General features: G+C 70.6%; 13 protein-coding genes. 2 read left to right on the top strand and 11 right to left on the bottom strand.

Annotation, left to right across the window (positions count from 1 at the left end):
- Positions 1-59: 59 nt before the first annotated feature.
- Together AMYHA_RS14360 and AMYHA_RS14365 are read right to left on the bottom strand one after the other, a co-directional pair.
- Positions 60-4,370: a DEAD/DEAH box helicase gene (locus tag AMYHA_RS14360; RefSeq protein WP_034271712.1), complete on the bottom strand. Its 4,311-nt coding sequence runs from the start codon at positions 4,368-4,370 to the stop codon at positions 60-62.
- Positions 4,371-4,489: 119 nt separating this feature from the next.
- Entirely contained in the window at positions 4,490-5,638 is a 1,149-nt protein-coding gene (locus tag AMYHA_RS14365; RefSeq protein ID WP_034271714.1) for a S1 family peptidase, read from the bottom strand.
- 511 nt (positions 5,639-6,149) lie between these two features.
- Between AMYHA_RS14365 and AMYHA_RS14370 the strand changes: the two genes are divergently transcribed.
- Positions 6,150-6,422 carry a hypothetical protein gene (locus AMYHA_RS14370; RefSeq protein ID WP_034271716.1) on the top strand — a complete coding sequence of 91 codons (273 nt, stop codon included), beginning with the start codon at positions 6,150-6,152 and terminating at the stop codon, positions 6,420-6,422.
- 21 nt (positions 6,423-6,443) lie between these two features.
- Here AMYHA_RS14370 and AMYHA_RS25820 read toward each other — a convergent pair whose 3' ends face one another.
- The 7 genes from AMYHA_RS25820 to AMYHA_RS14405 form a co-directional block, all read right to left on the bottom strand.
- Positions 6,444-8,063: a chitinase gene (locus AMYHA_RS25820; protein ID WP_051399922.1), complete on the bottom strand. Its 1,620-nt coding sequence runs from the start codon at positions 8,061-8,063 to the stop codon at positions 6,444-6,446.
- Between the two features lie 125 nt (positions 8,064-8,188).
- On the bottom strand, positions 8,189-9,076 hold the full coding sequence (locus AMYHA_RS14380) for a M15 family metallopeptidase (RefSeq protein WP_084037230.1): 888 nt from the start codon (positions 9,074-9,076) through the stop codon (positions 8,189-8,191).
- A gap of 204 nt (positions 9,077-9,280) precedes the next feature.
- Positions 9,281-10,591, bottom strand: a complete 1,311-nt coding sequence (locus tag AMYHA_RS14385; protein WP_034271718.1) for a lysine N(6)-hydroxylase/L-ornithine N(5)-oxygenase family protein — start codon at positions 10,589-10,591, stop codon at positions 9,281-9,283.
- Positions 10,588-11,154 (bottom strand): GNAT family N-acetyltransferase, encoded by a 567-nt coding sequence (locus AMYHA_RS14390; RefSeq protein WP_034271720.1) that lies wholly within the window; start codon positions 11,152-11,154, stop codon positions 10,588-10,590. Before AMYHA_RS14390 ends, AMYHA_RS14385 begins: the two co-directional genes overlap by 4 nt.
- Positions 11,151-12,977, bottom strand: coding sequence for an IucA/IucC family protein (locus AMYHA_RS14395; RefSeq protein WP_034271722.1), 1,827 nt, complete (start codon positions 12,975-12,977; stop codon positions 11,151-11,153). The genes AMYHA_RS14390 and AMYHA_RS14395 overlap by 4 nt, the downstream gene beginning before the upstream one ends.
- Complete coding sequence (locus AMYHA_RS14400; protein WP_051399923.1) at positions 12,974-14,524, bottom strand: pyridoxal phosphate-dependent decarboxylase family protein; 1,551 nt, start codon at positions 14,522-14,524, stop codon at positions 12,974-12,976. The genes AMYHA_RS14395 and AMYHA_RS14400 overlap by 4 nt, the downstream gene beginning before the upstream one ends.
- Positions 14,525-14,564: 40 nt before the next feature.
- Positions 14,565-16,415: an IucA/IucC family protein gene (locus AMYHA_RS14405; protein WP_034271724.1), complete on the bottom strand. Its 1,851-nt coding sequence runs from the start codon at positions 16,413-16,415 to the stop codon at positions 14,565-14,567.
- A 215-nt stretch (positions 16,416-16,630) separates the two neighbouring features.
- On the opposite strand from AMYHA_RS14405, the gene AMYHA_RS14410 reads away from it, so the two are divergent.
- On the top strand, positions 16,631-18,061 hold the full coding sequence (locus tag AMYHA_RS14410) for an MFS transporter (RefSeq protein ID WP_034271726.1): 1,431 nt from the start codon (positions 16,631-16,633) through the stop codon (positions 18,059-18,061).
- On the opposite strand, the gene AMYHA_RS14415 is transcribed toward AMYHA_RS14410, so the two are convergent.
- Both AMYHA_RS14415 and AMYHA_RS14420 read right to left on the bottom strand, forming a co-directional pair.
- Positions 18,022-20,064 carry an iron ABC transporter permease gene (locus tag AMYHA_RS14415; RefSeq protein ID WP_051399924.1) on the bottom strand — a complete coding sequence of 681 codons (2,043 nt, stop codon included), beginning with the start codon at positions 20,062-20,064 and terminating at the stop codon, positions 18,022-18,024. The genes AMYHA_RS14410 and AMYHA_RS14415 overlap by 40 nt on opposite strands.
- Before the next feature lie 11 nt (positions 20,065-20,075).
- Positions 20,076-21,062: an ABC transporter substrate-binding protein gene (locus AMYHA_RS14420; RefSeq protein ID WP_051399925.1), complete on the bottom strand. Its 987-nt coding sequence runs from the start codon at positions 21,060-21,062 to the stop codon at positions 20,076-20,078.
- Between the last annotated feature and the right edge of the window lie 14 nt (positions 21,063-21,076).

Below are 21,076 nucleotides of genomic sequence, written 5' to 3' on the forward strand. Positions count from 1 at the left end.
CCTTTCCGTGGCGCGACGGCAGCCCCGCGAGGCACTCGTCGGCAGCGATCCGAAGACGCTCATCGCCCGGCTTGCCGCGGTGCCGCGCTGGACACCGTGACCATCCCGTCGACGTAGGTGACCGACTCCCGCGGCAGCGCGGCCACCCTCGGGCCGGGCAGCAGGATTCCGGTGAGGTTCAGCGGGTCGGCAGCGGGCAGCCGCACGGTCTCGCCGTCGTGCGGCAGTGCGCGGGCCTTCCTGAGCTGCTCGACGGCGTCCGGGTGCGCGTACTGCTCGCCCGCGAAGCCGGACACGAACCGGCCGCCCCGAACGGTGCCGCGCGCCTCCATCCGCCGCAGCGCCCACAGCACCTCCCGCCACGGCACACCCGCCCTGGCCACCGTGTCGCGCGCGACGATGTCCCGGAACACCACGCCCCACCGCGCGATGAGCTGCTCCGCGACCGCCTCGGCCAATTCGTCGACGTCATCGGTGGCCGCGTCGTCCGAGTCACCCGGCAGCAGCGACCAGCGGCCGGACGAGCGCGCGGCCGGATTACGACCCGCCTTGCGCAGCCGCCGGGGACTCGCCGGTCGCCGGTTCCGCCACGGCGACAGCAACGCCCGCAGCGCACCGAACCCGTCGGCAGTGACCAGGCCGCGCGCGACGGCGTCCCACAGCGCCTCCTCGATCTCACCAGGCAGTCGCCCGGTGATCGTCGCGAGCTGCGAGGCGAACAGCGCACCCTGATCGGACAGCGCCGCCACGACGTCAGCGGTGCGGCCGGGACCCGGCGGCGCTGGCGTCCGGTCGCCTCGGACGGCCTGCAGCAGCCACGCCAGGTCGTCGCGAATGGCCAGGGTGATCGGCGTCGCCTTGGACGGCGTCATGCCGCTGTGGCGCGGCGCGTGCTCGTCGGTCGAGCTGCGCAGCGATAACCGCCCCCAGGTGACGTCGCCGGACAGGCATACCTCGTCCAGCCATTCACGGCGGTAACCCCGCACTCGCGCGGCGAGTACGTCTTCCCACGCGCCAGCGGCGAGCTGGTAGCCCTGCAGCTGTTCCACGACGGCGATGACGCCGAGCTTGCCCTCCCGCTGGGTGCCAGGCGCGACGTGCTGCCAGCGCAGCAGGAACCGCAGGAAGTCCCGTGCGGTGACCGGTTCGATCTCGCGCCGCTGCCGCGCGCGGGTGTAGCCGTGGATGCGCGACAGCAGCCGCCTGGCGCAGATCTCCTCCGGGGCGTCGGATGCTGGCTTGTCAGCCTCCGTAAAGTGCCCACGGAAGGCGAAGCCCTCCGTCTCCAGTCGTGCTATCGCGATAGTGACGTCCGATGTGGACAGAAGTGTGGCCGCGCAAAGATCCTCCACAGTGGACGGACCACGGATCTCGAGGTGCCCGCGCGACATCTCGGCCGCCGCCGACTCGCGATCGAGCGACGCGGTGGCGCGCGGCGAGCGGTGGTCCGGCGTCACCCGCGCATCAGGAAACAGCAGTTCGACGGCTGGTCGGCGTTCCACCGCCGCCCACAGCTCCCCCGCCGCCGTGTGCGCGGAAACGGCCCGGCGCTCGGCCACCAGCTCCTCGAACCACCCCTGCCACTCTGGCTCGGGGCGCAGCCCGATGACGGTCATCAGGACGTCGTGCAGCTCATCAGGATCGCGCGGCTCGGGCCGGACTTCCGCGCGAACCCGCTCGATGGCCGCCGGATCCAGCGCACCCAGGTCGTCCGGCTCGACGGGCAGGCCCCGGCGCAGCGGAACCGCGCGGCTGCGCCGCTCCTCGAGCGGGGCGTCGTCGAGGAAGGTGAACGGCGCGCCGTTGAGGATCTCGTGTGCCAGCACCGACGGCTCGGTGGTGTCGCGCACCACGACCCGGATGCGGCCCGTCTCGACCCCGCGCACCAGCTCGCGCAGGCCGTCGACGTCCATGGCCTCGTGCAGGCAGTCATCCACTGTCTGCCGGACGAGCGGCTGGTCAGGAATCTCCATCGGGCCGGGCGCGACGTTCTCCTGGCACGCCGCCAGCGACGGGAACACCGCCGCCATCAGGTCGTCGGCTTCCATCCGCTGGATCGGCGGCGGGTTCTTGCGGCCGCCTCGCATGCGCGGCACCACCAGCGACCGGTTCAGGTTCCACCGCCAGCGCGCCGCGAACATCGGCGACGGCAACACCGCCTGCCGCACGACGTCCTCGACGGTCGGCGACGCCAGGAACGTCGGCACCTGCTCCAGCGGGAAGCTGTGCTCGAGACCGAGCGACAACAGGATCGCGTCGTCACTGGCAGCGGCCTGCAGCTCGAAGTCGAACGTGACACAGAACCGCTTCCGCAGCGCGAGCCCGAACGCCCGGTTCAGCCGGGCGCCGAACGGCGCGTGCCCGACGAGCTGCATCCCGCCGCTCTCGTCGAAGAACCGCTCAAGCACGATGGTGTCCCTGGTGGGCAGCGCACCGAGCGCGGCGTAAGCGGCGGCGAGGTAGCGCACGATCTCCTCGGCGGCGGCCCGCTCGATGCCACACTCGGCGGCCAGCCACGCGACAGCACCCTCGCGATCGTCCGCGCACAGCCGCCGCTCCACCTCGGCGCGAATGTCCGAGACCTCATCGCACAGCTCGACCGTGCGGCCCGGCGCTTCGCCGAGCCAGAACGGCACCGACGGCGGCGCTCCCTGGGCGTCCACCACCCGCACGGTCCCTGGCTCGATCCGCCGGATGCGCCACGACGTCGTGCCGAGCAGGAAGACGTCGCCGACCATGCTCTCGATCGCCCAGTCCTCGTTGACCGTGCCGACCGGTGTCTCGTCCGGCTCGGCCACCACCCGGTAGTCGCCCAACTCCGGGATGGCGCCGCCCGAGGTCAGCGCGGCCATCCTGGCACCCCTTCTGGCACGCAGCACGCCGTTGACCTGGTCCCGGTGCAGGTAGGCCGCGCGCCTGCCGCGTCCGGTGCGGATGCCGTCGGACACGAGCTCCAGGACGTCGTCGAAGCCCTCCCTGGACAGCTCCGCGAACGGCGCCGCCCGCCTGGCCAGCGTGAACAGCTCGTCCTCGCGCCACTCTTCCGCCGCGCATTCCGCGATCACCTGCTGCGCGAGGATGTCCAGCGGCGCCCGCGGCACAAGCAGCGCGTCCAGCCGACCCGCCCGCACACCCCGGAGCAGGGCGGCGCACTCGACCAGCTCGTCCCGGCTCGTCGGGTACAGCACGCCCTTCGGGGTTCCGCTGCGGGTGTGGTTGGAGCGGCCGACGCGCTGCAGGAACGTCGTCAGGCTGCGCGGCGAGCCGAGCTGGCAGACCAGCTCGACCGGGCCGATGTCGATGCCGAGTTCCAGCGAGGCGGTAGCCACCAGGGCGCGTAGGTCGCCTGCCCGCAGCCGCGCCTCGACGCGCTGCCTGCGGTCTTTGGACAGACTGCCGTGGTGCGCGGCGACGGTGTCGCCACCCGGCCCCAGCCGCTCGCCGAGCAGGTGCGCGACGCGCTCGGCGAGACGTCGGGTGTTGACGAACACCAGCGTCGTCCGGTGCGCGGCCACGTGGGCGGCGATCCGGTCCAGGATCTCGCCCATCTGCTCGGTAGAAGCGACGGTGCCCAGTTCGTCGCCCGGCAGTTCCAGAGTCAGGTCGAGCGCACGCCGATGCCCGACGTCGACGATCGCGCAGCGCGGGGAGCCGTCCGGGTGCGACCGGTCCTGCCCCGCGCCGACCAGCAACCGCGCGACGACGTCAATGGGCCGCTGCGTCGCGGACAACCCCACCCGCTGCGGGGGCTGGTGTGCCACGTGCGCGAGCCGTTCGAGTGTCAGCGCCAGGTGCGAACCCCGCTTATTGCCCGCGACGGCGTGGATCTCGTCGACGATGACGGTGTCGACGCCGCGCAGCACCTCCCTGCTCCGCTCGGCCGTGACCAGCAAATACAGCGATTCCGGGGTGGTGACCAGTATCCGCGGCGGTCGCCGCAGCATCGCCGCACGGTGCGACGCGGCCGTGTCTCCAGTACGGACCGCCACGCGGATGTCCGGCGCGGACATGCCCAGCTCGGCGGCGGTCTCGGCGATCTCACGCAGCGGCTGTTCGAGGTTCTGCTGGATGTCGACGGCCAGCGCTTTCAACGGCGAGACGTACACCACCTGGGTGCCGTCCGGCTCGTCGTCCGCTGGTGGAGGTGCTACCTCCTCGGTGCCGCTGGTCGCGCGTTCGTGGGCCCGGTACAGCCGGTCGATGCACACCAGGAACGCGGCGAGGGTCTTGCCGGACCCGGTCGGCGCGGCGATCAGGGTGTCGCACTCGTCGGCGATCGCGCGCCAGCCGTCCGCCTGTGGCGCGGTCGGCCCCTGCGGAAACCGCCGCTCGAACCACGTGCGCACCGCGGGATGGAACGTCGCAAGCACCTGACCAGGCTACGCCACTCCGTGCGGTGCCCGGCTGACTTCGCGGCCGTCAACGACGACGGCGTGGTGACGGGAACGCATCCCCGCCACCACGCCGGCTATGTCGCGCTGAACGTTGGTCAGCCGGTGACCAGAGTCAATCCGTAGGCGTTGAGAACCTCGTTGACCGGCTGGAAATAGGTGGTGCCACCCCACGTGCAATCACCGGAACCACCGGACGTCATGCCCTGGGCCTCGTTACCCGAGATGAACGAGCCACCGGAGTCACCGGGCTCGGCACAGACATCGGTGCGGGTCAGACCATAAACCGTGCCCGACGGGTAGGACACGGTCTGGTTCTTCGCCTCGATGTAGCCGCAGTGCCAACCCGTGGTGGAACCCGAACGGCAGACCGACGAGCCGACCGGAGCCTCGTACGAGCCCTGCACGACCCGGGCCCAACCGTTGTACATGTTCACCCACGGCCTCGGCGTGTCGTCGGAGCCCGCGTCGACGTACGCGTAGTCATCGCCAGGGAACGACGATCCCGCGAAGTACCCGCTGGGCTGCGAAGTGTAGTCGCCATAGTCACCGCAGTGGCCCGCGGTCACGAAGCCGCCGTACACCGAGAAGCCCACCGAGCAACGCCCACCGGTACTGTCGTTGTAGTACGCGTTACCGCCGATGATGTCCATCAGCGTCCGCGGGTCCTCTGTAGACTGTTGGACGTCGACATCAGACTGCTTGACGCCAGCGGCGCGGACGTAGTCCCGTGCCTGCTTGGTCGTGCCAATGGCGGTGGTCATGACGACCGAATTGGCCTCGACGTCGACGTACCAGCCCGCGACGGCATCGGGAACCTTCGCGTCCGCCTCGTTGAGCTGCTCAACGACCGCGTCCATTTCGGACCTGCTGTCATCGACCCGCCGAGGTTGCGCACCGGCCGCGCGAACCTCGTCGAACTTCGACCTGTCCGTCACGCCGACGACCAGCGTGCCCAGCTCGGCGTCGTAGTACGAGCCGCCGAAGCTGTCCTTGAGCTCGGCCCGCACCGTCTCGTCGGCCTCGAAGGCCGCCGCCTCACTGCGCAACCGCTGCTTGGCTTCCTGCTTGCTGAGCCCGAGATCACGCTGCATCGCCGCTGCCATCGTGTCGGCCTCGGCCGTCGGGGTCACCGACGGCGACAACGGTTCGGCTGTCGCGGGCAGGGTGAGCACCGCGGCCGTTCCCGCTGCTAGCATCGCGGCCACACTGAGACGTGCCGCGACGTGTCGCTTCCGTTTCGTCATTCCAACTCCTTTGACGGGTTTCGTCGTCCGGACGTGACGAAAATTGTGACCATTTCGAAAAAGACAAACAGCCGCTCAACGGAGCACGACGAAAGTCGGAAAACGTGCGTATGACCGACGACGAAAGTGTTCTGACAAATGGGTGACAGGCAATATTGTCGGAATATTCACGTCGTTGACCTCGAAAGACGTCATTTCCGAGGTCACCGGCAAGGTCAAGGGAAGTCACTCAGCGGGAGCAACATGATCGCGAGCACGGCCACGGCGAACCATCGAAAGTAATCGTTATCGAGACACGAATCCCGCCATTGGCATGACTGTTATTCGCCACACCGTCGAATCAGGTCCACTCATCTGGCGGTGTTTCGTGGCGACACTGTCGCCGCCATGACAGACGAACGCCTCTCGCCGGACATCCCGGAAAGTTCATCGTCGAGCCAGACGGGAAAAATCGGTCACTGACACGTACCGCGGACGTACTCCCCTCGTTGAGGCATACAAGGAGTGAACGATGGGCGTTCGCGGAACGGAGGTGAGTGCGGTGATCATCATCCGGTGCTCGGCCTGCGGTGGCGAGGTGACCGAGGCCGACGGCTATCCGACCATCGCCGCGGCCATGCGTGACCTCGCGGACCACGGCATCGACGTCACTGGCGACCGCAATGACCCGGAGATTCGGTGCGAGCGTTGCACCGCGAATGGATCGGCGTCGTCACCGGCCACGAACCAGCACGGCCAGCGGCCGGATTCCAGGACACAATTCGGCACGACAAGCTTCCGGTGATCAGGCACTACTGGAGCGCGCCTACGGGCCTCCGGGTACGCCGTTGACGATGTCCGTGAACTGCCACGGCCGCTGCGGGACGCCGCTGCACGGGCGGGAACCGCGCTCCGGGCACGGCATGTCCCGGTTGACCGCCCAGAACGTGAACCGCCCGAGGCCGCGCCGGTGCACATACGCGCGGATCTCACGGAAGTCGGCCTGCGTGATGGTCTCCCCCGCTCCGGTCTCGCCGTTCATCGAGCTGATCCCCAGCATCCGGTAGACGTCGGCGGCGGGAACACCTGGGTAGAAGCGGGAGAGTTGCGCGTGCGTGCGCTCCGCCGCCGTGATCGTCATCCGGCCCATGTCGCCACCGGGTTTGCCGAGAACGAAGGGCATGACCGTCCAGACGTCGACCGGTACCCGCAGCTCCGCCGCGCGACGCACCATCCGCTGGCCCCAGCTGTTCAAACCGTCCTTGGCGACCGGCATGGTGACGATCGTGGTGAGGCCGGGGTTCGCGCGTGCGACGATCCGCAACGCCCGCAGCACCCGGTCCTGCGCCTTGCGATTCTCGAACTCGCGGTATTCGATGTCGACGTCGATCGCGCGTAGCTGGTAGGTGTCGATCACCTGCTGGTACGCGCTGGCGAGCGCGCGAGGAGAGCCGCAGTGCGTGCCGAGCTTGCGCCCTGCCCAGCCGCCGAACGAGACGACGGCGTCTCCCCCGTTGGCGCGGATCGCGGCGAGCATCTCCGCCGCGTGCGTGCCCACGCGCGTGCCGCCGTCCCATACCGCCCGGCAGCCGCCGTCGGACAGAATGAATGCCAGCGTGAACTCCGTGACGCCGGTGTGTCGCATCACCTCCCCGACGTCGGGCAGGTGGTTACTGTTCAGATAGATGTACGGCTGGACATGCACCGGGCCGCGATCCCGGCTCACCTGCTTGGTGTTCCTGCCCCCTGACTGCGGCACACTGCGGGGCACCGGCGGCTTCGCCTTGGCCGCGCTCGGTTTCGTGCCGCTCGCCGATCGGGACCGCTGGGAGCTCGGCGCGGCCTTGCCGACCGCGGCAGACGCGCTCAGCAGGTGGCGGGTGAAATCGACGTGGTTGTCACGGAACCCCTTGGCAGCGACGAGCGTCTGCGGCGTGGGTGCGGTGCCGACCTGACCGACGACGCTCGAGATCAGCAACACCGTGAGCACGACGCCGACGACGCCGGTCAGGTTGCCGATAGCCGTACCGGTGCGCCACGGGAGCGTGCCCTCGGGCCGTCGCCATGCCGCCCGCCGGACGTGCGGCCAGCCGCCAGGCGTCCATCCGCTGCGAGCGCCCTGCGTGCCCACCGCGCTGACGACGTCCCGCACCCATCGGGCGCCTGCCTTCGTCATCCCGCCCGCACCGACGCGTCGCCACACGGACCCGGCCGATCTCCGCGTCAACGCCTCGGCTTCGCGCCAGACCGTGTGGTTGTCGGTGGCCCGGTGCCGGGCCGGCGTGCGGCCCTCTGGTGGCCGCACCAGCTCCGGTCGCTGCGCATCGTCAAGGCGATCGCGCAGGCATCGCACCCACCGTGGTCGCCGCAGCACGGCAGCGACTATGGCGAGGGCGACCAGCGACAGCGTCCGCGTGATCTCGTTCCGCTGCGCGTGTTTGCTCACGCTGGTTCACACCCCCACCCGTGGGGTCGGCACTCCAACCGCAGCGGTTCCGCTCCGTAGCACGATATTTTTACAGAACGCAACACCTTAAGGGAAGCGTCCGTGGCCGCCACGATGCGCGAGGGTTAGCGGTTCGTGGCCGAGAAATGCATGTAATCGCGGGGTGTCTCCCACCGTCCGCCCCAGGACCAGCCGATGTCGGCGAACGCGCGCACCACCACGCCGCCAGGCCGGATCATCCCTGGTCGCACGCGGTCCCGGTGCAGGTAGGCGCTGGCACGTTCCGGTAGCACGAGGTCCCCGCGCTGGTACGGGTTCTGGAACGGGTTGATGTCGATCGCGAGGCCGTAGGAGTGCGCCGACCACGACGAACCCTTGCGGATCGGCCGGCACACGAAACCTCCGCTGCCATTGCCGTCCCCTGTGGGGCGGGTTTCCAGGTCCACCGACGTCGCGATGCGCATCGCCTCGATGGGAAACCGCGCGCGGTACACCGTGGCGAACACGTCAACGATGTCGTGGGCGGCACGGCGGTGCACGATGACCTCCCCGGTGTGCGGCCGGTCGTCGAATCCCCAGAAACTGACCCGCACATAGCGGAGATCGCGCAAGCCCACCGGGCACCCCGGTTGCCACGTAGGGCCCATCCTCTCCCGGATACCCGGGCCGATCCGCCGCACCGAGGACCGGAACCGCTCATCCGGCGGCGGTGGTAGCCGGTCGATCGTGGGCAACCGGCGTACCCGCAGTTCACGCGGTGTGGGCAGGACGCGGCCAAACCCGTCGGCGCGCACCGGCAACGGCTTCGCGCCGACGTCCCAGTCGGAGAACGTCCGGTGCGGTGTCGGACTCTGCTCGACTCGCGGCGCGGTCGTCGGGCGTTGGCCGTCGCGCGGCGCGGGTGCCGCCGACGTCTCCGCCCCTGGCTTCTCCGAGGGACGGACGGCGTCAGCGTCGGAACACGCCGTCGCGAGCACGGCGACGACCGCGACCGCGCCGATAATCCTGCGCATGGACGTGAGTCTGCGCGGTGCCACGGCTTATGGAAAACGACGTGACCCGACCGCAACACTCCAACTTCGCCAGGGATATTGCTCGCTTCGCGCCTGGTTCGACGCTGTTTGTCCGGTTGTCGCGACCATTTGCCTGGCAAGGCGCGGTGGCGCAGCGAAGGGATCCGGAACGGCACCCGCGCCGGATCCCGAGCCGCCGCGCCGTCACCCGGGGGCGGCGAAGCTGGTGAACGCCGTGTTCTTCGGCAACCGGTACACCTCGCGGCCGGTGACGGCGTTGAGGATCGTCGCGTTGCGATACGCGCCGATGCCGAGGTCCGGGGCGGCGACACCGTGGCTGTGCAGGTCGGCGTTGGCGACGAACACCTTGCCGGTCACGGCGGGGGCCAGTTCGATGGAGTGGTCCAGCCGCACCCGATACCTGCCGTGCGCGTCGCGGCGCACCAGCGACTCCATCGGCCCGAGACACCCCGGCACTCGCTGCCGGTACCCGGTGGCCGCGACGACGACGTCCGTACGGTGCTCGAATCGCCTACCGGTGTCCCGCTGGCGGCAGGTCAGCACGACATCGCCGGTATCGGCGTCGACAACGGCGCCCTCCACCGCCACGCCGCAGCGGAGCTCGACCGGCGCCGGGCCGTCGCACAACTCACGCCGGTAGAGGACGTCGTGGATCTCCTCAAGCGTTTCCTCCGACACGCCCTTGTAGTGCCGCCATTGCCGCGCCACCAGTTCGTCGCGGGTGTCATCCGGCAGGCCGTGGAAGTACTCGACATACGCCGGAGTCGTCATCTCAAGCACGAGCTTGCTGTAGTCCAGCGGCGCGAACGACTCGGTCCTGGTCAGCCAGTTCACCGCGGGCCCGCCCTCGGTGTTGCGGCGCAGCAGGTCAAGCACGACCTCGGCACCGGACTGCCCCGACCCGACAACGCTCACCCGGTCCGCGCTGGTGACGTCGTCGAGCCGGTGCAGGTAGTCGCCGGTGTGCAGCAGCCGCTCGGCAGGCAGGTCCGTCAGCGCCTCGGCGACGGCCGGTTCGGTACCGACCCCCAGCACGAGGTGGCGCGCGGACACCGTCATCGTGCCTCCCGCGCCGCGATCGACGTCCAGCACGAACCGCTCGCTCGAGGGCTCCCACGACACCGAGCTGACCCGATGACCGAACCGGATCGTGTCCACTGTGGATGCCGCCCAGCGGAGGTAGTCCTCGTACTCGCGGCGGGTCGGGTGGAACCGCTCCCGCACGTAGAACGGATACATCCGGTCGACGTCGCGCAGGTACGCCAGAAACGACAGCGGGTGTGTCGGCTCCACCAGCGTCACCAGATCGGCGAGGAAGCTGACCTGCAACAACGCCTCGTCGAACATCAACCCGGGATGCCAGCGGAACTCGGGGCGTTCCTCGAACACCACGAGGTCGACGTCGTCGACGCCGTCGGCCAGCGCGGCGAGTCCCAGGTTGAAGGGTCCGCAGCCGATGGCGACGACGTCGTGGTCGGCTCGATCCGATGTCATCGCGGTCTCCTCCGCTCGTAGGTCATCAGCACGGCCGTCTTGTCCGGCAACGCAACGTCGCCTCCGGCCGCGAAGCCCGCGATCTGGAAGGCCCGGATCGACGGCGTGTTCTCCTTGTCCGGTTCGGCGACGACGCGCTGGCAGTCCGGGTCGGCGGCCAGCAGCCCTTCCGCCAGCGCGGACAGCAACGCCCTGCCGAGCCCGCGCCCGGTCCGGTCCCGGTCTCCGATCGCGATGTGCACGCCGAGGTCGTGCGGCTCGTGCGGCACGTAGTCACCGAGCGGATCGCGCTGGACGCGGTAGATCTCGATGTAGGCGAGGTCGAGGCCATCGTGCGCGACGACGCACGGCAGTGAGTGCGTGCCAGCGAGCTGGGTGTCCAGTTCGGACCGCCAGCGCTCCGGTGGCCACGCCTGGTGCCAGAACTTCGCCACGTGCGGCTGAATCATCCAACGGTGGATCAGCTCCAGGTCGGCGTCGGGTGACGCGGCGCGCACGGACCACGGCGCGCAGAGCCTCGGCAGCGGCGGCCCGGCGACGGCGCTGAAGGTGTTCGCGGTCATCGGGTCACCTCCCGCAATGGGTTGGGCGCGTCCAGGTACACCGACTGCGCGTCGAGCGGCGCGAGCACCTCGTCGATGCCGTGCAGCCGGGTGAGCAGGTTTCCCTTGCAGGGCAGCGACTCCGCCGTCAGCCAACGCCGCGCCAACCGGTCGCCGTCCTGCCCGGCGTTCTCAAGCTGCCCGAGCGCGACACGCAGCCGATCGGCCATGACGCCGAGCAGCGTGGTTTCGTCCGCCAGCCCGTCAACGGCGAGGCAGCCGACCACGGCGAGCGCCTGGTTGCGCAGCAGGTAGTACGACAGCCGCTCGTCGACGACCGCGTCGTCCACCACCGCCAGCGTCGAGGCGTCCACGCCGAGGACGTCGAGCACCGCTGGCTCGTGGGATGTGGCGAGGTAGTAGCCCTGGTTGTCGCGGAACGTCGCGCCCGCGACACCGCCGTCCGGATCGAGGCGCACGAGGGTGTTCTGCTGGTGAGCCTCCAACCCGATCCCGGTTGCGGCGTAGAGATGCAGCATCGGCACCAGCACGCGGTCGGTGTAGTCCGCGACCCAGCGCTCTGCGGCGTCCGACACTCCGCCTGAGCCCGAGCCGTACGCGGCGACCACCTCACCGAGCCTGCTGCGGCCCTGTCCCGGCCTCGGCGCGACCAGTCCCGCCAGGCAGCGCAGGCTCGCCACGCCATCGGGAACCTCCCGCACCGCGACATCTAGCCCGGTGACCTCGGGACCCTCGGCGCGACTGGGTTCGTCCACCGCCAGCCACGCCGGGTCGCGGGTGATGGCGAAGCCGGGATGCGCCGCGAAGGTGCTCGCCGCGTAGCCGGCGTCGAGCAACCGGTTGATCTCCAGTCCCCTGCGCAACTCGGTGCGGGTGGACTCGCGTTTCGAGTTGGTCAGTCGCAGTCCCAGCGACAGCTTGAGCATCACGTCCGCGTCGGGGCGGTACAGGGTGCGCACGCTCGAGGTCGGCCACCAGTGCGGGCCGAGTTCACCGAGCGGTTCCAGCAGCCCCCGCTCGACCAGCGTGGCGATCCGGGGCCGGTGCAGCAGGTCGCGGGCCTGCCACGGGTGGGCGGGCACCAACACCCTGCCGTCTGCGAGTTTGCGTTCGGCGAGGTCGGCCATGAGCGTGACGGCGTCACGCCCGTCCAGTGAGGGCGCGTCCGCGATGGCGTCGTGCGAGACAACGGACTCATCGGCGGCGAACCAGTGCAGCCGGAATGACCCACGCTGTTCCGGCGAGTAGAACTCGGACTCCCGTTCGGACAGTCCGTCCCTGCTCTTCGGCGCAGGGTGCTTCAGGTGGCCGAGCACCAGCGCCTGCTCGGCGTCCAGGAAACCGTCGGCGGGCGGGTCTGGGTGCTCACGGCGGTGCGCGATGTACGTCGTCACGCGGCGCACCGACTCCGCCGTTCGCTCGACCAGGTCCGCGACCTCCCCCGACGGCACCCCGCCGTCACGGGCGCCACCACGCGCGGCGGCCTCGGCCGCCAGCAGCGAAATCGCCACCACCGGGTCCGCCGCATCGCCCACCTGCCCCGACGGCCCCTCGATGGCGACCGGACCGAAGCGGTGCCAGCCGGTCGGCGAGCAGTGCCGGACCTCGGTGACCAGCGCGAGTCCGGTGGCGGGGAACGCGACGCGCAGCGGCCCTGACGCCACCGGCGCGCCGGTCTCGATGAGCCAGCAGCGCAGCAACGCCTCCAGGTGCGCGTGCTCGGCCGCCCCGCGTGCGTCGCGGGCGTGCAGCGGGTCCTCGGGCCACGGCTCAGCGATGGCGGCCGGTGCCGTGTTCGCGGGAACGTGCTCGGTGATCGTCATGCCGCGCCCTCCTCGGTGTGTGCCGCGCTGGCCCTGCCCGCGAGCAGCACCCTGTCGATGAGTTCGTCGATGTCGTCAGTGGTGGCGGTGGGGTTGAGCAGCGTGAACTTCACGCACACCCGCCCGCGCACGGTGGTCCGACCGATCAGCGCCTGGCCGGATTCGAGCAGCCTGCGCCGCAGGTCGCCGTTGATCCGGTCCAGCTCATCGCGTCGGCCTCCCCGGTAGCGGAACACCACGGTGGTCAGCTCGGCGGGCGAGACGAGTTCCAGGTCGCTCTCGACGGCGATGCGCCGCTCGGCGTGGACGGCGAGGTCGTGGCAGACGTCGACCATCCGGCCAAGGCCCTCGCTGCCGTGCGCCAGCAGCGTCGCGGCGACCTTGACCGCGTCCGGCCTGCGGGTGGTTTGCAGACTCCTGCCGAGCAAGCCGTCGTAACCCGCCTCGCTGTCGTCAGCCGGGTTCAGATACGCGACGGTCCGATCGAGCGCACCGAACGCGCTGGCGTCGCCGACGAGCAGCGCGCTGGCGGCTGCCGGTTGCCAACCGAGCTTGTGCAGGTCGAGGGTGATGGAGTCGGCCAGCTCGATCCCGGCCAGCCGGTCGGCTAGCCGCTGCGAGAACAGCGCCCCGAAGCCGTAGGCGGCGTCGACGTGCAGCCACACCGCGTGCTCCGCGGCGATTTCCGCGAGCTGCGGCAGCGGGTCGACGGAGCCGAAGTCGGTGGTGCCCGCCGTCGCGATGATCGCGACCGGCGTCTGGTCGTCATCCAATCCAGACAGTGCGTCGGCTAGCGCCTCGGGCCGCATGCGGTGCCGCTCGTCGGTGGCGATCGGCTGGACCGCGTTCTCGCCGAGGCCGAGCGCGGCGCACGCGCGGTGCACCGAGAAATGCGCCAACTCGGAGCAGAACACCACCGGGCGCGGCAGCGCGGCGACGCCGTCACGCCGGACGTCGCGACCCCGGTTCAGCGCGGCGGCATCCCGGGCGAGCAGCAGCCCGAGAAGGTTGGACATCGACCCGCCAGGAGTAAGCACGCCGTCCGCTCGCCCACCGAGCCGGGCCAAGCTCGCGAGACTCTGTACCAGCCACCGCTCCACCGCGATGGCCGACGGACCCGAGTCGTAGGTGTCCAGCGAGGCGTTGCCCGCGCTGGCGAGAGCGTCGGCGGCGACCGCGACGGATAGCGGCGGCGGTTGCAGGTGCGCGGCGGCGCGGGGGTCGGACAGGTCGAGCCCGTACTCGGTCAGCATGGTGGCGAGCCGGCGCAGCGCGGCGTCCGCCCCGATGCCGTCGGCAGGCACCGCGGGCGGGCCGAGCGTGCCGGACGCCGCCGCCAGCACCTCGCCTGGCAGTCCGCGCGGCATCGGGCCGCTCTCACGGCGCACCGATCGTGCCGAGCGAGCCGAACTTATGGCCCCGGCCAGGGTCGCCACGACCTCGGCCATGCCCTCGCGGGTTCCGGCCAGCACCGAAGGCGGCAGGGCGCTGGGGGTGTCGTCGATGAGTCGCGGCGCGCACTGCGCTGCCGCTGCAATCTGGGTCACGAAAGACTCTCCTCGATGTCGGCGCGGGGAGCCGACGCGATCAGTGGTTCGCCAGCGGGTTCGGCAGCGTGCCGTTCGGGAACAGCGCGTGGCGCAGTGCGCGGTCGCCATAGCGGGTGACCACGATGCGGTCCCGGTTCAGCGCGTACCTCGGGATCTCGGGGGAAAGCAGGTCGTACTCGCCGAACCGGTCGGCCAGCTCGGGATGGCTGGCATGGAAGTCGAGGATGGTCTGCCGGGCCAGCGACCAGAACCGGGTCTCAGCCACGCCGAGCTGGTCGGCGCACAACGGCGCGAGATAGCGGAAGTGACCGACGAACACCTGGTCCATGACGTGCTGGCGGATCACCGATGGGTGCTTGCGCGGCAGCACGTGGTCGTGGCCGTCCGGCTCTGGGCCCCGTTCCGGCACGTCGGTATAGGACACGCAGACGTCGTCGACGAAGTCCTTGAGGTAGAGCCTGCGGGGCACCTCGCGTTCGTCGAAGCCGAGCAGCGTGTTCTGGCCGTGCGGGTTGAATGTGACGCCGTAGCGGTAGAGCACCTGCATGATCGGCACAAGCAGCGTCTCGAACAGCTGCCGCAGCCAATCCTCGGCGGGCAGGCCAGCGGCGCGCACCAGCTCCGCGACGAACGCCGTGCCTTCGTCGTCGACGTGCAGCAGCGAGGCGAACGTGCGGATGCGCTCGTTCTTGTCGCCGTACGTGACGGCGGACTCGCGCCAGATGCAGCCCAACGTCTCCAGGTGCTGGTACGGCATCTCGTCCACTTGCGACAGATAAGGGTGGCGGACGGTCACCGACGCGACCTCGCCGAGGAACACCGTGCGGGTCTGCTCGGTCAGCACCGGGTCGTCGGCCAGCATGCCCTTCAGCCACTGGGTGACCACCGGAGCGCCCATGGTGCAGTGCGGCGGAATCCCCCGCCACACCAACGTGTTCAGGATCTTCAGCGGCAGCTTGACATCGAACCGGCCGGGCGTGGTGATGTTGGCCATGGTGCGAATGGACTGTCCGGGTAGGTACTCGTCCGGGCTCAGTCCCAAGGGGACGATCCGGCGCTGCGCGATGTCGGCGGCGTGCAGCACCTGGATGACGTTGTCCCACTGCCACGGGTGCGCGGGCATCCACACGAAGGCGTCCGGGTCGAGCCCGTCGGCACGGAGCTTCGCGGCCCACTCCGCGCGGACACCCTCGGGCAGTTCCCGTGCCAGGACCTCCTGTTCGGACAGTTCCGATGTCCCCCGGAACTCCGCGAGTCCACGGTGGACGGCCAGCCATTGCAACCGAACCGGCTGGCGGGCCTCGGGCGCGTAGCGGCGCACGTCGGTCGCGGAGAAGCCGATGCGGCCCTTGTTCGCGACCAGCAGGTTGTGGCCGGTCATCCGGCAGTCCAGCTCGGCGTGGTTCAGCTCGCGCAGCTCCCGCGCGGTCTCGCTGCCGTGCGCGATCCGCGCGGCGTCCACGGCGAGGGTGGCTTCCAGCTCGGTCAGGTAGGTGGCCACAGTGGACGGATCGGTGCCAAGCGTGCCCGCGACGTCCACAAAGAACTGCAGGGCGTCCCACGCTGGCTGGCCGATCTCGTCGCCGAGCATCCCGGCCGCGACGCGGGTCACCGAGGCGGGATCGACCAACAGCCAGCCGAACGCGCCCGGCCGCCCCCGGAACCGATAGCAGACGCCGTTGTCCAGGTCGACGCGGTACTCGCCGTCGCCGGTCTCGATCGCCTTGAGCATCGCCTCGAACGTCCACTCCCCCAGCGCCTTGGCGAGCAGTTGCCGGTTGGCCTCGCGCCACGCGCCCGCGCCGACGTCCGGGAGACCGGGTACCGGATGCGCCTGCGGTGGCGCGGGATCGGTGTCGTTCTCACGTCGAGCGGTGCGGTCAGGCATGGCTTCTCCCCGTCTGCGATTCAGCGACGTTGACTGCGCTTGCAGCGATGCGTCTGCGGTTCAGCAACAGTGGAAACATTAGGCAAGCCTTGCCTAAGTAGCAACCCGTCGGATAGCTTCAATGCCATGGTGAGTATCACCCTGGCCACGCGGCGTTATTTAGGTTAGGCTTACCGAACTTATCTCGCAAGAGGGTCGCTACCGGAGGGCGCGCGATGCTGGCCGATCGGACCCGGCGCTGGGCATTCGCGCTGGTCAGCGTGTCCGGCGTGATGCTCACGCTCGATGTCACGGTGGTCAACGTCGCCCTGCCCGCGATCGGCGCGCAGCTGGCCGCGAGCGCCGAAGTCCTGCCGTGGACGGTGTCGGCGTACTCCCTCGCGTTCGGGGCGTTGTTGCTGACGGCGGGCACGTGGTCGGACGCGGCCGGGCATCGCACGGTCTTCGCGTCGGGCATGGCGGTGTTCACCCTCGCGTCCCTGGCCTGCGCGACGGCACCGACGATCGGCGCGCTCGTTGCCGCGCGGGCGGTGCAAGGCGCGGGCGGCGCGCTGGCCTTCGCGCCCGCGCTCGCGTTGCTGGCCACCACCCACAGCGGTGCCGCGCGGCGCTCGGCGATCGCGTCGTTCGCGGCACTGTCCTCATTGGCTGGCGCGCTCGGCCCGGTGATCGGCGGCGGTGTCGTCGCCGCGCTTGGCTGGGAGTGGATCTTCCTGCTCAACCTGCCGGTCGGCGCGTTCGTGCTGGTGGCCGCCCTGCGGGTGTTGCCGCGCGAGCGGCCTGAGCCCACCGCCGCGCCGGTCGACGTCGCGGGCGCGGCGCTCGCGGTGACGACGCTGCTCGCGTTGCACGCCGCGTTGGCGACCGGGAGCTCGCTCGGCTGGACATCGCCGGTCACGGTGGGCTCGGGCGCGGCGTTCTGCGTGCTGCTGCCGGTGTTCGTCCGCAGCCAACGCCACCCGCGCGCCCTGCTCAATGTCGGCGTGGTGGACGGCGCGGCGTTCACCGCGGCGGCAACGCTGACGTTCACCGGCAGGATGGCCAGCCTGGGCACCCTGGCGTTCCTCACATTGTGGTTGCAGGAGGCCGCCGCCGCGTCACCCTGGCGAGCCGGGCTGCTCCTGCTGCCGTTGACCGGGAGCCTGGCGCTCGCGGGCACGCTGGTCGCGAGCGTGCAGGCGCGGTTGGGTCCAAGCCGGACAGTCGCGAGTGGATTCGCGGCGCAAGCGCTCGGGTTGGTCGTGCTGGCGGTCGCGGCGAGCGCGGGCAGCGTGCCGTGGGCGTGTGGCGGTATGACGCTGCTGGGCGCTGGTACCGCGCTGGTCTTCCCGCCACTGCTGACGGTCACGGTCAGCGTGGTGCCCGCCGAGCGCACCGGAGTGGCGTCCGGGCTGACCAACGCGTGCTCCCCGCTGGGCACCGCCACCGGCGTCGCCGTCTTCGGCGCGTTGTTCACCGCACTCGGCGGTACCGGCTCGGCGTTCACCGGTGTCTGCCTCGCGGCGGCGGCGGTATGCGTGGTCAGCGTGGTGCTTGCCCGGCGACTGCTGCCCGGCGCGATGCCGGGTGAGCCGTCCGTGGACGCTCCGGCCGAACACCCGTCCACTCACGCCGCCGACCTGCGGCGCAGCAGCCAGATCAAGTAGGGCGCGCCGACAAGCGCTGTCACCACGCCGACCGGAATCTCCAGCGGCGCGAGCAGCGCCCGTCCGATGCCGTCAGCGGTCACCACCAGGATCGCGCCGAGCAGCGCGGCCATCGGCACCAGCCGCGCGGTGGCGCTGCCGACGATCCGGCGGGCGAGATGCGGCGCGACGAGACCGACGAATCCGACGGTGCCCACCACGGCGGCCGTCCCCGCGGCGAGCACGGCCGCCCCGCCGAGCACGAGCATCCGTGTCCGGCCGAGCGCGAGCCCGAACGCGCGGGGCAGGTCGTCGCCGTAGGCGAGCAGGTCGACCGGCCGGGCGGTCAGCACCAGCACGATGCCGACCAGGATCGGCGCGATCAGCCACCCCAGTACCGAGAAGTCGCGCGCGTAGGTACTGCCGGCCAGCCAGGTCAGCGCGGCGGAGAGATCCATCTGCGCGCCCACCACCATCAGGTGCACCAGCGCGCTGCCGGTGTAGGAACAGCCGAGACCGATCAGCACCACCCTGGTGGGATCGAGCCCGCCGCCCGCGCGGGCGATCAGTATGACAAGCGCGATGACGAGCACCCCGCCGAGGGCGGCTGCCAACGGCAAGGCGGCGGCGGGTGCCCCCGGGATGACCGCGATCATCAACACCGCGCCGACGGCGGCGCCTTGGGTCACACCGATCAGATTGGGTTCGGCGAGCGGGTTGCGCACCACGGCTTGCACCGCGACACCCGCCACGGCGAGGCACGTTCCGGCCAGCGCCGCAACCAGGATGCGAGGCAGCCGGTAGGCCACCATCTCCCGCGCGAGCTGATCGCCCGCGCCGCTGAGCACCGCGCCCAGCTGCGCCCAGCTGACGTCGACGTCACCGACGCGCAGCCCCACGGCGATCGCCGTGGCCAGCACAGCGAGGCCCATCGCCACCGCGAGCAGGTAGCTGCGCCGCGCCACTGGCCGGATCGTGGTCACGGCGGCGCCGACGTCGGCGTCCCCTGTGATGATCCGGCGCGCCAGCAGCACGAACACCGGCCCACCGATCAGCGCGGTCACCACGCCCACCGGCAGTTCGCCATAGCCAGCCGAGGGTGGCAGCACCAATTGCGCGCCCGCGTCGGCGGCCAGCACGAGCGCCGCGCCAAACAGTCCGGCGAGCGGCAGCCGGACGGCATGCCGGCTGATGCCGAGCCTGCGCACCGCCACCGCGGCGACCAGGCCCACGAAGGCCACCGGACCCGCGACGCTCACCGCTGCCGCCGACAGCAGCACGGCGAGCAGCAGCGTGGCGGGCCGCACGCGGCTGACGCGCACCCCCATCGACTCGGCGGTCTCGTCGCCGAGGGAAATCAGATCGATCGGGCGGGCGAGCAGCGGCGTCAACAACACCGCGCCCAGCACGACCGCGCCGAACAGCACCGGGCGCTCCAACCCGGTCTGCAACAACGAGCCTTGCCCCCAGAAGTACAGTCCCCGCGTCGAGTTCTCGTCGAGAATCTGCAGGAAGTCCGCGACCGCCATTCCGGCGAGCGTCACCGTCGCCCCGGCGAGCAACACCCGGCCAGGGGTGAGCACCCCGCCCACCGTCAGCAGGTACACCACCACCATCGCGGCGAGTCCGCCGACGAACGCCACTCCTCCCCCGCCGAGCAGGCCGACATCGATGCCGGTGAACGCGACGGCGACGACGGCGAGGTACGCGCCCGCGTTGATGCCGAGCGTGTCGGGTGCGGCGAGCGGATTGCGGGTGACGCCCTGAATGAGCGTGCCCGCCACGCCGAGCGCGACCCCCGCGACCAGACCGGCGAGGGTGCGCGGCAGCCGCGCACCCCACAGCATCGCCTCGGTGTGCGGGTCGGGGTTGCCCGCGAGCAGGCTCGCGATGTCCGCGATCCCGACACCGGAGGCGCCCAGTCCGAGATGGACGACGGTGACGGCAAGCAGCGCGCACGCGGCTGCGCCGCCCACCACGGTGACGGGTGGGCGGCGCAGCCCGGCGCGCTTGGCCTTCAGCACGGTGTGAACCGTCAGGCGCTGTAGGCCTTGGCGGTCTCGTCAAGCAACTGCATCGCCGACAGCGGCCCGCCGAACAGCCAGGTGCCCGGGTCGAGCGCGGCGACGTCGTCCTGCTTGACGAACGACAGGTCCTGCCACGCGGCGTTGTCCTTCAGCACGCTGGTGAACGGGTCGTCGGACTTCAGCGCGACGTAGAGGAAGCTGGCGCCGGAGTCGACCTTGGTCAAGCCCTCGACGCCGACCGTGGTCATGCCCCAGCTGTCCGGCTTGCCGTCCCAGCCGTTCTCCAGCCCGGCCGACTCCAGCAGGGACGCGGCCATCGTGTCGCTGGTGAACATGCGGATGCCGGGCGCGCCCTCCGCGGTGTAGCCCTGCGCGAGCGCGAACGTGCCGCCCGACTCGCCCGCTTCGTCGAGCGTGCTCGTGACCTCGTCGACCTTCGAGTCCAGCTCGCCGAGCACCTCCTCGGCCTTGCCCTCCTTGCCGACGGCTTCCGCCAGCTCGGTGAAGTTCGTCTTCATCGTCTCCAGCTGCGGCTTCTCGGTCGGGTCGAAGGCCACGACCGGCGCGATCTCGTTGAGCTGGTCGAAGTTCGCGGTCAGCCGGTCGACGTCGGAGACGATCAGGTCGGGGTCGAGCGCCTTGATCTTCTCGATGCTCGGCTCCTGCCGTGAGCCGACGTCGGTGACGTCATCCGGCAGTTGCGCCCCGGGCGCGGTGACCCATTCGGCGTAGGCCTCGGAGTCAGCGGCGCCGACCGGGGTCACTCCCAGCGCGAGCAGTTCTTCGGTGTAGGACCACTCCAGCGAGACGACCTTGGTCGCGGGCTCGTCCAGCGTGACGTCACCCTTGGCGGTCGCCACGGAGATCGGGCCCGAGTTGGCGCTCGACGTCTCCTCCGAGCCGGGGTCGGCGACGGTGCCGCCGCCGCATCCTGCCGCCAGCGCGAGCGCCACGGCGGCGCCACCCGCCGTCACCGCACGTACGAGGCTGTTCATGTAGTTCCTCCTTG

This window comes from Haloechinothrix halophila YIM 93223 (assembly GCF_000504245.1).
GTDB lineage: Bacteria > Actinomycetota > Actinomycetes > Mycobacteriales > Pseudonocardiaceae > Haloechinothrix_A > Haloechinothrix_A halophila.

Bases quoted from the DNA above. Each gene is read 5' to 3' on its own strand.
- AMYHA_RS14405 (WP_034271724.1), bottom strand. From the start codon at position 16,415: ATGCCTGACCGCACCGCTCGACGTGAGAACGACACCGATCCCGCGCCA.
- AMYHA_RS14380 (WP_084037230.1), bottom strand. From the start codon at position 9,076: ATGCGCAGGATTATCGGCGCGGTCGCGGTCGTCGCCGTGCTCGCGACG.
- AMYHA_RS14390 (WP_034271720.1), bottom strand. From the start codon at position 11,154: ATGACCGCGAACACCTTCAGCGCCGTCGCCGGGCCGCCGCTGCCGAGG.
- AMYHA_RS14410 (WP_034271726.1), top strand. From the start codon at position 16,631: ATGCTGGCCGATCGGACCCGGCGCTGGGCATTCGCGCTGGTCAGCGTG.
- AMYHA_RS14365 (WP_034271714.1), bottom strand. From the start codon at position 5,638: ATGACGAAACGGAAGCGACACGTCGCGGCACGTCTCAGTGTGGCCGCG.
- AMYHA_RS14370 (WP_034271716.1), top strand. From the start codon at position 6,150: ATGGGCGTTCGCGGAACGGAGGTGAGTGCGGTGATCATCATCCGGTGC.
- AMYHA_RS14420 (WP_051399925.1), bottom strand. From the start codon at position 21,062: ATGAACAGCCTCGTACGTGCGGTGACGGCGGGTGGCGCCGCCGTGGCG.
- AMYHA_RS14395 (WP_034271722.1), bottom strand. From the start codon at position 12,977: ATGACGATCACCGAGCACGTTCCCGCGAACACGGCACCGGCCGCCATC.
- AMYHA_RS14385 (WP_034271718.1), bottom strand. From the start codon at position 10,591: ATGACATCGGATCGAGCCGACCACGACGTCGTCGCCATCGGCTGCGGA.